This is a genomic window from Candidatus Mycalebacterium zealandia (assembly GCA_014075295.1).
GTDB lineage: Bacteria > Desulfobacterota_D > UBA1144 > Nemesobacterales > Mycalebacteriaceae > Mycalebacterium > Mycalebacterium zealandia.
Genome location: CP046180.1, coordinates 729558 through 742839, shown reverse-complemented (window position 1 = coordinate 742839; position 13282 = coordinate 729558). Strand labels below are relative to the sequence as shown.

General features: G+C 48.4%; 9 protein-coding genes and 1 tRNA gene. 6 read left to right on the top strand and 4 right to left on the bottom strand.

The window, feature by feature from the left end; translation table 11 throughout:
* Together GKS04_03630 and GKS04_03625 are read left to right on the top strand one after the other, a co-directional pair.
* A complete protein-coding gene (locus GKS04_03630) occupies window positions 1-840 on the top strand; it encodes a deoxyribonuclease IV (protein ID QMU56252.1) in 840 nt (279 codons plus the stop codon).
* Window position 841: 1 nt separating this feature from the next.
* Complete coding sequence (locus tag GKS04_03625) at window positions 842-1705, top strand: hypothetical protein (GenBank protein QMU56251.1); 864 nt, start codon at window positions 842-844, stop codon at window positions 1703-1705.
* Between the two features lie 8 nt (window positions 1706-1713).
* Here GKS04_03625 and GKS04_03620 read toward each other — a convergent pair whose 3' ends face one another.
* Window positions 1714-5187, bottom strand: coding sequence for a hypothetical protein (locus GKS04_03620; GenBank protein ID QMU56250.1), 3474 nt, complete (start codon window positions 5185-5187; stop codon window positions 1714-1716).
* 102 nt (window positions 5188-5289) lie between these two features.
* On the opposite strand from GKS04_03620, the gene GKS04_03615 reads away from it, so the two are divergent.
* The gene (locus tag GKS04_03615) at window positions 5290-6618 is read left to right on the top strand and encodes a peptidoglycan DD-metalloendopeptidase family protein (GenBank protein QMU56249.1); all 1329 of its coding nucleotides are present in this window, start codon (window positions 5290-5292) and stop codon (window positions 6616-6618) included.
* A 9-nt stretch (window positions 6619-6627) separates the two neighbouring features.
* On the opposite strand, the gene ligA is transcribed toward GKS04_03615, so the two are convergent.
* Both ligA and polX read right to left on the bottom strand, forming a co-directional pair.
* The gene (gene ligA, locus GKS04_03610; GenBank protein ID QMU56248.1) at window positions 6628-8667 is read right to left on the bottom strand and encodes an NAD-dependent DNA ligase LigA; all 2040 of its coding nucleotides are present in this window, start codon (window positions 8665-8667) and stop codon (window positions 6628-6630) included.
* 2 nt (window positions 8668-8669) lie between these two features.
* The gene (polX, locus tag GKS04_03605) at window positions 8670-10361 is read right to left on the bottom strand and encodes a DNA polymerase/3'-5' exonuclease PolX (GenBank protein ID QMU56247.1); all 1692 of its coding nucleotides are present in this window, start codon (window positions 10359-10361) and stop codon (window positions 8670-8672) included.
* Window positions 10362-10423: 62 nt separating this feature from the next.
* On the opposite strand from polX, the gene GKS04_03600 reads away from it, so the two are divergent.
* The 3 genes from GKS04_03600 (at window position 10424) to GKS04_03590 (ending at window position 12569) form a co-directional block, all read left to right on the top strand.
* Window positions 10424-11227: an MBL fold metallo-hydrolase gene (locus GKS04_03600; GenBank protein ID QMU56246.1), complete on the top strand. Its 804-nt coding sequence runs from the start codon at window positions 10424-10426 to the stop codon at window positions 11225-11227.
* A gap of 1 nt (window position 11228) precedes the next feature.
* Complete coding sequence (locus GKS04_03595) at window positions 11229-12455, top strand: 2,3-bisphosphoglycerate-independent phosphoglycerate mutase (protein QMU56691.1); 1227 nt, start codon at window positions 11229-11231, stop codon at window positions 12453-12455.
* A gap of 31 nt (window positions 12456-12486) precedes the next feature.
* Window positions 12487-12569: transfer RNA gene (locus GKS04_03590), tRNA-Leu, on the top strand.
* Window positions 12570-12593: 24 nt separating this feature from the next.
* On the opposite strand, the gene GKS04_03585 is transcribed toward GKS04_03590, so the two are convergent.
* Window positions 12594-13262: a tetratricopeptide repeat protein gene (locus tag GKS04_03585; GenBank protein QMU56245.1), complete on the bottom strand. Its 669-nt coding sequence runs from the start codon at window positions 13260-13262 to the stop codon at window positions 12594-12596.
* Between the last annotated feature and the right edge of the window lie 20 nt (window positions 13263-13282).

Genomic DNA, 13282 nt, shown 5'->3' with positions numbered 1-13282 from the left:
ATGAAAATCGGTTGCCACATATCAATAAGCGGCGGAATTGAAAAAGCGCCGCAACGCGCCGCAGAGATGGGTTGCGAGTGTTTTCAAATATTCACACGCTCGCCAAGGGGAGGGCAGCCGCCTGAAATTTCGGACAGCGCCGCGAAAAAATTTGCGGCAGACCGCCAAAGATTGGGCCTTTCAAACTGCTATGTCCACACTCCTTACATAATCAACCTCGCGTCCGCGAAAACGGACATCAGAAAAAACTCGGTCGCGATGATAGTTGAAGACCTCCGGCGCGCTGATTTGGTCGGCGCGGCTTGCGCCGTAACGCACATTGGAACCGCCGCGGGAATGGAACGCGGAGACGCGGTCGCAAAAGCGGCAAAGTCCCTGAGGGAAATCTTGAATAAAACACGCGGCGCGAGCGTAAAACTTCTGATTGAAAACTCCGCGGGGCAGGGCTCAACACTCGGAGGCGCTTTTGAAGAAATTGCCGAAATTCTGGACAAAACGGGCGAACCCGATCTTGGTGTTTGCGTTGACACCGCTCATCTGTTCGGCGCGGGATACGAAATCAGAACGGAAGAGGGTTTTGAAAAAACCGTAAAAAACATCAACGCAACTTTTTCCACAGAAAAAATAGGGCTTATCCACTGCAATGACTCAAAAGTTGACCTGGGCTCGCGAAAAGACCGCCACGAACACATTGGTTTTGGCAAAATCGGAACAAAAGGGTTTAACCCTCTGTTTTCGTGCGCGGAGTTCAGAGGGATTGACTTTATTGCCGAAACACCTCCCGAAAAAAGTGCGCTGGATATCAAAAATCTCAAAGAAATAAGACGCAAAACGCAGTAGAATGGACGGGTATATGGCTTCGCAAAACTTCCGCGTAAGAATACTCACCTCTGTGATGCTGATAGTTCCGATAGCAATTATCTGCTATCTGGGGGGCTTCTATTTTCTGGCTCTTATGTGCTTTATTTCTCTGGGCGCGTCCAGAGAAATCCACCGGCTTCTTGTCCCACGGGGCCTGAAAGCGGCAAGAGAGTTTTTAATGGCATGTGTTTTGCTCATACTCATCGGTGCTTATTTGGATGCGGAATATTTCATGGTTGCGCTTGTCGGTTCGGCGGGGGCGATTTTCACGCTCAGTATCTTGAAGGGCAGAAAGGACATATCGGGATATTCAAGCGATGTGGGAATGTCTCTTGTTTTAATAACCATTCTCGGAATGATGACCGGTTGCGGGGTGCTTTTGCGGGAAATGGAATTGCCCGTTTCCACGGAGCCGACCGCGTTTTTTCTAAAAAATGAAATCGGGTTTTTCTTTGTCATAATCGCCTTTTTGTGCGGCGCGGTTAATGATTCAGCGGCTTATTTTGTCGGAATTTGGAAGGGAGAAAGAAAAATCGCCTCCGGCATAAGCCCCGCGAAAACACTTGAAGGGCTGGCCGCCGGACTAACCGCCGCCGCTATTGGAAGCGTGGTTGTTAATTCAGTTTTCGGTTCTCCGTTTCCGTTATGGCTCGCGATTCTTTTTGGATTGGCCACGGGCGCTTCCGCGATAACGGGAGACCTGATTGAATCTGCAATCAAAAGAAACAGCAACGCCAAAGACTCAGGAACAATGTTGCCCGGGCACGGCGGACTTTTTGACCGTTTTGACGGAATTATTTTCACCTTTCCGACCCTTTACATACTCGCGATTTTGTTTTTTTAGCGAGAGTTTTACCTGAAATCAAAATTGAAAAGCAGATTGGCTCCGGGTGTGATCCCGCCCGCGACGCCTTCAAGTGTGAAGTGATTGTTCAAACTGTATAGCGCGGTAAATCTGCTCTTGTATGAAGCGCTAATGGGCAATGTTTCATTTATGCGCTCGTATGTAAAATAAAGCCTGTCGGTAACATACGCTCCAACTTCAATATCGGACTCAAGTATGCCCGCGCCTTCTCTTCTAATGCTGAGAACATCCACAAAATTGAACAGATTGCCGCCCTCAACAACGGATGAGAAAAGTTCATCAGCAACGTATCCAAAAGTTAAAGCTCCTCCCGGACGCCTCTCCCGAACTTCCTCAATAATATCGGAGGCGCGGTTGTCATCGGTTCTGTTTACGGAAGAGCCGAGCAGGGCGAGAATTATTTCATCTTCGTTCATTGCGGGCGTGCTTGAGAGTTGCAGTTCAAGGTCATTCGCTTCGCCGTAAAGAGACGCTTTGACTGCCAATCCGGTCCGCTCATAAAAAGCGTTGATATTAACAATGGGACTCAAATGCTCCCTTGTGAACAACGAAATTACACCCTTGTCCACGGCAAAACGCTTTCCGAGAATCCTGTATGAACCCCTGAGAACGTTGAGTTCACCGTTAACTGATGTGTAATCGTCTCCCGGAGTTCTTAAAACATGAAGTTCGCCCGAAAGAAGTGCATCAACTCTGTCCAGTCTGAATTTTGTGTCTTTTGAAATTAAAAGACGGAAATCCAAATCCGCTGTCCGTGAGAAAAAACCCGGTTTTTTACCCTCGGCAAAACCTCTTTCCGGCAGGTCAATAAAAACCAGATCCTCAACCGCTATGTTGTAATCCTTTTTAAGCCAGATATTCGCGCCTTTTGTTTCAAGCCCGTTCCCTCTGACGCGGATATTTTTCCCTTTTCCGTCAATAAAAATCGTTCCGTAAAAACCCGAATACAGATATTTTATATGCAGATAAATTCCGGAAAGTTCCACTTCGCAATCATATGAAAAATCCCTGAAATTGAAACTTCCCACACCCTTCGCCCCGCCGGAAGTGTCCGCCAGATTGAAGGCGGCGCGCATTTGGTTTCCCTCAAAATCCATTCGCGTGGATTTGATCTGCACCAAATCCGTCCATTCACCGATTTTCACTTTCGCGCTTTCAATATCAATCGCGCCTTTCATTGAAAAATCGCCGTCATCTTTCAAAACCGCGAGGTCGCCGCTGAAAACTCCGTCAAGGTCTTGAATTTTTTCAGAAAAAAGTCCAATCGGTTTAACGCTGAAATTTTCCACACTCAAATTGAAATCGTATTCTGAAAAGCCGCTAAGCAGCTCCCGTATTTTGTAAATCTCCGCGCCAACAGGGGAAATATTTACGCCCGCGCGCAGAAAACCACCGGAGACATCGTCTTCAATTGTCAGTTTGACCGAAAACAGTTTTGAATGTTGAACCCGCACAACGGACAACTCCGCGCGCTTCCCATGCGGGATACTTTCGTATTTGACTCCGATATTGGCGACCGGCAAACCTGTGGCGCCCACGATAGAAACCTTGCCTGAAAGAAATCCCCTTCGGGAGCGTAAAGGCGGGTAGAACGGCTCAAAAAATGATGTGTCCACCCCTTTCATATCCGCGTTCACCGATATTTCAGACTTGCCCGTGTTTTCATACAAGCCGGAGAAACGCAAGTATGAACCCTGCCCGTAAAGCAGCATCTCCGAAGACTCTATTCTTTCATCCGACAACTCAACGGAAAACTTTCTTGAAAGAAACATTTCGGAGTCACCGGATTTCATTTTGATATTTTCAATGTCGGCATGGATTTTCCCATTTCTCCTCGCGGCCGCCGCGACAAATTCAAAAGAGGCGGAATCTTCAAACTCCAACTTCGCGTAAACATCTCCGTATTCAAAATCGAGATTCGCTTTTTTTAACGAAGTTTCCTCATATGAAACGTCTTGGAGCGAAGATTGAAAAAGAAAATCCTCAAACGCAAAACCTTCAAGCGGAGTTCTGAAATCAATCTCCCCGCCGCCAATATGGAACTGTTTGTCGAAAGTGGCGGAAAAATCTTCAAGTTTTGCGCTTCCGGACAAAAAAGTTCTTCCATCCGCGCGTTTTGAAATCCTCCCTGAAGACTGAAATCCACCCGACACGGAATAGGGTCTCAAAAAATTCACCACTTCTGAAAGATGAAACACATCGTCCGACTTAACAGCGTAATCAACCTCAAAACCGCCTCTCTCAACAATCTCAAAATCCGTTTCCAAAAGAGACTTGTGGGATTTAATCAACAATCCGCCCGAAGCAACTTTGCCATCCTCCAAAGTAACTTCGAAATTAAAATCTTCAAGAATTTCACCCACTCCAAACAGATCAAGTTTGTTGCGGTAGTCGGACGCGATTTTGCCTGAAATTACGGACTTTCCATCCCGTTTTCTTACAACACCCGTAAGTTTAAAACCCCCGATTGGCAGATTGCCTTTGGAAATATCAGATTCAATCTCAAAGATATTTTTCCCTCTGAAACCGGGAATTATGCCGCCGCCCACAGTATTGATTTGCGTTTTGATGAGCGAGGAGAGACTGCCCGCAAAAATGTTGCCGTAAACCGAAAGGTCGCCGTTTTTGTCAAAAGTAACCGAACTAAACGAAAGACCGGCTTGCCGCCCCCTCAAGGTTATTCCCGACAGAGATACACGCCCTTTCCAAACCGTGTTTGAGACACCGCCCGGAATTGAAATCCCAAACTCCGCTTTCGCAACCGGCTCTCCCCGCAAAGTCTCAAAGGAAGCGCTTCCGTCCGCATTGCTGATTTTCAACCCTTCATATGTCCGGACGATGTCCGCGCCAAGCGCGAGATTTTTTACCGACAAATTCACCCGGGGCAGGGGAATGTGCGCGTTTTCAATCCGTGCCCGCAACGCGCCTTTACTCTCGCCGTCAGAGAATGAAAGTTCGGCGGAACGGACTTCCGTTTTGCCGCCTTGAAAATGAAAAATTGAATCCCTGATGATAATTCGGGGAAGTTTGCCGCTTCCGAATGCGTTTTCGCTTTCCGGAATTGACGCGGAAGACAGAGAGCGCCGCCCGGAAAGCAACTGCCGGACCTGTGGAGAAAAGAAAACCTCAAGACCTTCAATTTCAACGACCGAAGACGAGAGAAAATCCTTGAAAAGCAGTGAAGAAATAACGGAGCTGTAACTTAAAAAAACTGATTTCGCCCGCGCGATTTTTTGTCCGTCTTTTGAAAGAGAAAAATTTTTAATTTGAATTCCTTTCTCATGAAACGCGCTGACTTCGCCGATGGAAACTTCAAAATCGGGCAAGGCTTGCCGAACGCTTTTTTCAACTTCGGGTTTGAGAAATTCCATACAGGAAGCAACGGGGGGAACCCCCGTGACGCACAACACGGCAAACACAAGCGCGAAACAACGCGGGAGCGGGGTGTTGAAAAGACTCATTTGCTAACAAAGCGGGACACTTTACAACATATGCCCGCTGATGTAGTATAGTGTTTCAGGGTTGGGTTACAAAGGAAAAGTTTACGGCTTGGAGAAAAACCAATGATAAGAAAATTTTTTCTAGCATCCATTGCTCTTGCCTTGGCAGTCTTCATCTTCCGGTCGTGTTTTGAAGAATCTAAGATTAGTTTTGTATTGCAGTCCGAATCCGTGGGCACGCAACCTTTTAGTGTCAAGTTTTCAGGCATTGGCGACGGACTGAAAAATATCCGGATTTCATACATCTCCAAAGACCAAACCCTTTTGCTTGAAACAAAAAACTACCCGAAAGGGGTTAAAAAAGACACCGTTCAAATCTCGCTGAGTCCGTTCACGGGCATTGAAGACGGACCCGGGCAAATTAAAGCCGAGGCAGAGTCCTACGGCGGAATGTTCAGTTCCGGCGGAGGGTCATCGGTAAGCAAAACCAAAAATATAACAACAGACCTCTCCCCGCCGAAAATAACCGTTATGTCGGGCGCGGAAAGATTTCTGCAGGGCGGCTCCGGAGTTATCATTTACAAGGTTTCCGGGGATTCAAAGGAAAGTGGCGTCAAAATAGGAAACAAATTTTTCAAAGGGCATAAAGGCGCACCGAAAAACGGATTTTCAGACAAAAGCATCCGTATTGCGTTTTTCTCATATCCATACAATCTTGGTGAAGGCGAAACAGTTCTCATCACCGCGACTGACGCCATCGGAAACAAAAGAAATCTGCCCGTAAATTACAAACTTGAAGAAAGGATTCTGCCGGACAATCCGGTTGAGATAACGGAGCGGTTTATCAAAATGAAGATGGCTCCGCTCATCAATGCCCGCGAAGACTATTCCGCCAAAGAGATGTTTGTTCTCGTGAACAAGAAAATTCGCAGTTTAAACAACGAAAAAATTGCCAAAGTCCTTTCTCACGCTTCAGACAAATCCGACAAAATTTTGTGGGAAGGCTCATTTATAAGGCCTGTAGGGTCATTGCAGTCGCAATTTGAGCAGAGAATTTACACATTTGAAGGCGTGGAAGTGGACAGACAGCCGCACCTTGGATACGACATCGCTTCGCAAAAAAGAAATCCGGTTCGTGCGTCTAACAACGGGATTGTAATCTTCGCTGATGATCTGGGAATATACGGGAACACCATAATAATCGATCACGGAATGGGCATCGCCACACTTTATTCTCATTTGAGTTCAATGAGCGTGCAACGCGGGGAAACCGTTGTAAAAGGAAAAAGAATAGGCAACACGGGCGCGACCGGACTCGCCTTCGGAGACCATCTGCATTTCAGCATATACGTTGGCGGACTGCCGGTTGAGCCAATCCAGTGGTGGGACACCAACTGGGTGCAGACACGTATAACCCAGAATCTTACGGACGCGAAAAGAGAAACAAATTAAGTCCGCGCTTTACAGCATTTTCTGAAGAGTTTTTTCATCTACAATACGCACGCCCAACCGCTCCGCCTTGTTTAGTTTGGAGCCTGAGTCCGCGCCCCGAACAAGACAGTCAGTTTTTGAAGATACCGATGAAGAAACAACTCCGCCCGCGCCGCGTATCGCTTTTTCAATTTCAGCTCGGGGTTTGCTGAACCTTCCCGTAATTACAAAGGTTTTCCCGGAAATTCCCTCTTTGGCGCCGGAGTTCCGCCCGGACGGGTAGTTTAATTTCACTCCGAACCTCAACATTTTATCTTTAAGCTCAACGCCCTTTGCGCAACCTGTAAAATCCGCCACTGTTTTCGCCGTTTCCGGACCGACCCCTTTTATTGAAGATAGAATGTCCTCGCTTGCGCTGAAAAAATCGTCAACAGACTCAAACTCCACCGCAAACAACTCTGAGGTCTGTTTCCCCACATGACGTATTCCAAGCGCCGCTATAAAAACGCCGAAATTAACCTCTTTGCTTTCATTAATCTCCCTTTCAAGTTCGGAGGATGATTTTTCGGCAAAACCTTCCATACCGGCAATCCTCTCTTTTGTGAGAGAAAAAATATCCGCGATATCCTTTACAACTCCGTCTTCAACAAGAGCTGAAACCGTCTCGCGCCCAAGCCCTTTGATGTCAAAAATTCCGCGAGACGCCATGTGCGCTATCATCTGCTTCAACTGCTCCGGACAGGAAGGGTTGGCGCAAATGAAATTTGCTTCATCTCCCATTTTTGAGACTTCGCCGCCACAGGAAGGACAGACGGGACAAACCTTGCTCCACTTGAATCCGGGCGGTCTGCCAGAGCGGTCTTTTCCGACGACTTTTACAACTTCGGGAATGACATCTCCCGCGCGTTTCACAACGACCGTGTCACCAACCCGAATGTCTCGCTCCTCTATAAAATTCGCGTTGTGCAAAGACGCTCTTCTGACCGTAACACCACCGATGTTAACGGGCTCAAGTTCAGCGACGGGGGTTAAAATTCCGGTTCTGCCAACCTGAACTGTTATGTCTTTCAGAATTGTCTCGCTATGACGGGGTTTGAATTTGTAAGCGACACACCAGCGCGGATGTTTCGCGGTTTCGCCGAGGGTTTGCCGCAAGTTCATATCATTCACCTTGATAACAACTCCGTCCGCATCGTATTTTAATGATTCTCTTTTTTCCTCCGCCTCACCGCAAAACTTGACCGCCTCTTCAACACCTCCGCACAAGCGGGGACCGCCTTCCATCTTAAAGCCCCAGCCCTCAAGCGCACGGGAAACCGCCATTTCATCAGGCATAGGATTACCGCCAGACATGTGTCCGACACCCCACGCAAAAAATCTCAACGGGCGCAAAGCGGTAATTCGAGAGTCAATCTGCCGCAAGGAGCCCGCCGCCGCGTTTCGCGGATTCGCAAAAGGCTCGCCTTCGGAGTTTGTCATTTCGCTGTTCAGTTTTTCAAAATCGTCAAGGAGTATTATTACCTCGCCGCGTATCTCAATAATTTCGGGCGCGCGGACTTTGCCGCAAAGAGCGTTCGGCACGGATTTGATGGTTTTGATGTTTTCCGTAATGTCCTCGCCAACCGAACCGTCTCCGCGCGTGGCGGCGCGGGCGAGTTTGCTGTTCTCATACACAAGGGAAGCCGAAACACCATCAAATTTCATTTGCACGACGTAAGCGGGGCTGGCTCCGGTCGCTTTGGCGACCCGCGCGTCAAATGCGTGCGCCTTCTGCGGACGGTCATCGGTTTCTCCGGCTGAGATGTTGTCTATGCTCATCATTTTTTTCAGATGAGTTACGGGCGCAAAATGCGAGGAGGGTTTGCCGCCGATTTTCCGGGACGGGGAGTCAGCAGAAACAAATTCAGGGTTTTCCTTCTCAATCTCACGAAAACGCGACATGAGTTTGTCATATTCGGAGTCGGTTATTTCAGGGCTGTCTTTCTCATAGTAGAGACGGTTGTGCTTTTTTATGAGTTTTTTCAGTTCGGAATACTCTTTGCGAACCAGATTTTTAGCAGAGTCGGTCATTTTTATCCGCGCGTTTTCAGCCAGTTGCGCAAGTCCTCAAGTGGCAGAGCGTTGAGAAAATTCCCACGCTCGCACCAGCCTCGTCTGGCAACCGCAACCCCGCATGCCATCGATTCAAAATGCCGAACGGCGTGAGCGTCCGTTGAGATTATAAGTTTAACTCCTTTGCGCGCCGCAATACACGCGTGTTCGTCTTTAAGGTCAAGACGGTCGCAGGAGGCGTTTATTTCAAGCGCTTTTCCATTGCTCAAAGCCGCGTCCGTGATTTTTTCAATATCTATCGCGCACGGCGCGCGCCGCCCGATAATTCTCGCAGTCGGGTGTCCAAGCACGTGAACAAAAGGGTTTTCAAGCGCGCAAATGACACGTTTTGTAACAGCATCTGAATCCTGTGAAAAAGAGCCGTGGATGGAAGCGACCACAAAATCAAGTTCGGAAAGAATGTCGTCCGGATAGTCCAGAGAGCCGTCCGGCTTTATATCAACCTCAGAGCCGCAAAAAACCTCTATGCCGTCAAGCAGAGAATTGATTTTTTTCACCTCTTCAATTTTAAGCGCGACCCGTTCGGCATCAAGCCCGTTAGCCACTTTTGAAGACGGGGAATGATCCGTCAGCGCAATGTATTCATACCCCTTTTCAAGCGCCGCGCGCACCATTGTCTCAACGGAATCCCGTCCATCGCTCCAGTTTGTATGGGTGTGAAGGTCTCCCCTGATATCCGCCAATTCAACAAGGCGGGGCAGGGCGCCTTTTTTGGCGGCTTCAATCTCTCCGAGGTCCTCCCTTAGTTCGGGAACGATAAACTCAAAACCCAGATTGGAATACAAATCCTCTTCACTGCGCGCCAAGCGCGAGACTTTGCCTTTTTTTGCGGATGTCAGTTTTTCCCAGTGTTTTTCCGAACCTGTTAGACGCGCAAGGTTGAAATAAAAATTTTCGGGCGGCGTGAGATAAACAACTGTTTGAATTTCAATATCCGAACTCACAACCGCTTTGGGCGTTTCAGGGTCTTTCAAGCACTCAACGCTTTGCGTCCAATCCAGAGAGGAAAGGGTGTTGAAAAACCGCTTCTCATCGCCCTTGAACGACACAAGCATCTCAATCTCTGAAACTGTTTCCGTCATTCTCCTCAAAGCACCGACGGCGCTTGCGTCCACAACGCCGTCAATCGTGAGAACGCGCGTCCGCAAAACCTGTGCGGCGGCAAGCGCCTTGCCAAGCCCATGAAAAGAAAGATTGCTTTTGTAAAAAGTGAGAGCTTCAAGTATTGCTTCGGATTTCTTTTTTCCGATACCTTTAATGTCCTCTCCGCCGCCTTTGTGAAGACGTTGTTCAAGATCTTCAACGCTTTTTACTCCGGCATCCGAAAAAAGGCGCGCGGTTTTCGGTCCCAGCCCCCTGATCTTGAGCATTTCAAGTATTCCTTCACCAACCTCGGAGCGCAGTTTTCCGTGATACTCAATCGCGCCCGTATCAAAAAATTCCTGGATTTTCGCAGACATATCCTTTCCTATGCCCTTCATAGAAGAAAAATCGCGTCCTTCGGAAAGCATTTTGGAGAGGTCCGACTCCATTTCACTTATCAAATCGGCGGCTTTTTTATACGCTTGTATTCTGAACGGATTGGAATCCTGAATCTCAAGTATTGAGGCAATTTCCGAAAAAAGATGCGCTATTTGGCGGTTCGCGCCCATATGAAATTCCTGCGACTCAGTATATTCTATTGTTGAGTTAAGCTGTTCGCAAGACGGCGGAAATTACTTTGAGCAACCCGATAAAAGTGACGGTTCTGGGCTGCGCAACCTCAACCGGCGTTCCGGTTCTGGGTTGCGATTGCGATGTTTGCTCCTGCGCGGCTGAGGAAAACATCCGCACGAGAAGCTCCGCACTTGTGGAAACAGCGGGCTTGAATCTTCTAATAGACACCTCTCCGGACCTTAGAACGCAGGCGTTGCGCGCAAATATCTCTGAGGTCAGCGCGGTTTTATACACGCACTCACACGCCGACCACACAAACGGCATAGACGATTTAAAACCATTTACGGATTTCGGGCGGAAAATAATAGAGTGTTACGCGAACCCTGAAACCGTCGCGAATTTGAAGAGAAACTTCGGCTACATTTTTGGCGGCGAAAGCCCGGGAGAAGTGAAACCGAACCTGCGCTTGAACGAAATTGACGGAGATTTTTCCATAGAGCACACACGGATTGTTCCGGTGGAAATAAATCACGGCTCATGGAACATTCTGGGCTACAGAATTGGAAACTTCGCCTATTTGACGGACTGCAACGGGATTCCGCCCGAATCAATGAAAAAACTCTCCGGACTTGAACTACTTATAATCAGCGCTTTGAGATACAACCCTCATCCGTCCCATTTCAATCTTGAGCAAACACTTGAACATATAGAAATCATCTCTCCACAAAAAGCGGTTTTAACTCATATGAGTTGCAAGATGGATTATTTTGAACTGAAAAAAACTCTTCCCGCGAATGTGGAACCCGCGAGGGACGGCGCCATTTTTGAAATTCAAAACACGGGAGGCAATACAAGTGTCTGACATGCGTTCACTTATAAAAGGGATTTCCTCAAAATCGGAATCCAAAATAATTATGTGCGTGCTTGACGGTCTCGGAGGACTGCCCGTGAACGGTAAAACCGAACTGCAAAGCGCGAAAACACCCAACCTTGACAAACTCGCGCGCGCGGCGTCTTGCGGTTTTCACACTCCGGTGGCGCCCGGCATCACTCCGGGTAGCGGAGCCGCGCATCTGGGGCTTTTCGGCTACGACCCGCTCTCTTTTATGGTGGGCAGGGGCGTAATTGAAGCCGCCGGGCTTGGCATAAAAACCGGGAAAAATGATTTGGTCGCGCGCGGAAATTTCGCCACCGTTGAAACGCAAAAAAGAAAAAACGTCCTCACGGACAGAAGGGCGGGAAGAATTTCAACAAAACACAGCGCCGAACTTGTTTCGCAAATATCGGCTTCGGTTAAAAAAATCGGAGATGTGAAAATAAAAATCTATCCGGGTCTTGAACACAGATTTGTGGTTGTGTTCACTTTCCCGCATCCGGTTCCGGATGCGGAGCAAATCTACGACACGGACCCGCAAAAGGAAGGGGGTGAGGCACCGCTCGAGGTGAAGACTGATTCGCGAAATAAAAAAACCATCGCCGCCACGCGGACCATACAGCGGTTCTCTGAAAAAGCGAAAGAGGTTTTGAAAAACAGAAAAACCGCGAACTGTGTTCTCCTCAGGGGATTTTCCTCCCCGCCAAATCTTGAAACCTTTGAGCAAACCTACGGGCTCAAAGCCGCGTGCGTCGCGGCGTATCCCATGTATCGAGGCATAGCGCAAATCGCCGGAATGGACATAAAAAACCCGGTCGGCGGAAAAACGGAGCAAATAATCAGTGGCGCGGAAAAGATTTTTTCTGGTTTTGACTTTATTTATCTGCACATAAAATCCACTGACAGATACGGAGAGGATGGCAATTTCAAGGACAAAGCGCGCGCCATCAGCGAGTTTGACAAGTTTGTTCCGCGCCTACTCAAACTCGCCCCGGATGTTTTGATTGTAACGGGAGACCACTCAACACCGGCAGCTATGTCGGCTCACAGCTGGCATCCGGTTCCGCTCTTGATAAAATCACGCCACAGTATCGGCGGTGCGGGCGGTTTTAATGAAATGGACTGCCGCACCGGAGAACTGGGAATCATAAGGGCGGTTGAGATTATGCCGCTCGCTCTTGCTCACGCGGGGCGGCTCGCGAAATTTGGAGCTTAGTCCGTTTGTGATACAATCTGTTTCCTCAAAAGCCGAAGTGGCGGAATTGGCAGACGCGCTATCTTGAGGGGGTAGTGCCCTTGTGGCGTGGGGGTTCGAGTCCCCCCTTCGGCATACAAATCTCTTAAAAACTTTTTACTACGGCTTTTCTTCCGCGCCGTCCGTCTTTTCGGGAACGGGAAAAGCGGTTACAAAAATTCTGTAAATCTCTTCGGCTCTTTCCCTGTTTCCGGCTTTTGTGTAAGCGGTTCCGAGAAGCGGCAGAACGCGCCTCACGTGAGACGGGGTTCCGAGCGGTCTCAACTCTTCAAAATAACCGATGGCTTTTTTCCATTCTTCAAGGCGGAAACTGGAAAAGCCCGCCATAAAAAGAGCTTCGGTTTTGAGAATGGGGTCGGGCGAGCCCCCGAGAAAACTGTCCATACGCTCGCGCGACTTTTCATCTTTTTCCATTCCGAACAGTATGGCTCCCTCGTAATACAGAGCCAGTTTCGCTATCTCAAAATTCGGAAAATTGTCTCTGACTTCCCTGAAAATTTCCAGAGAAGAATCGACCTCACCATTCTCATAAGCGGCAACCGCAGCGTCCATTCTGACGTTTGCCTTCAGCATCTCTTTTTCGCGTGAATCAACCATAAATACATAAAGAAGCAAAGCCGTAAGCGCGACAAGCACAACTGCGGAGATGGACAGCCGACTCATTGATGGAACACGGTCGGAGATTTTTTCCAGAACGCCGGCTACGCTTGAAAGTCTGCCGTCTTCCATCGGCGGAGGAGAGTTCGAAGGGGTGTCGTTGTTGTTCATAGTTGAGCGGTTATTATAGT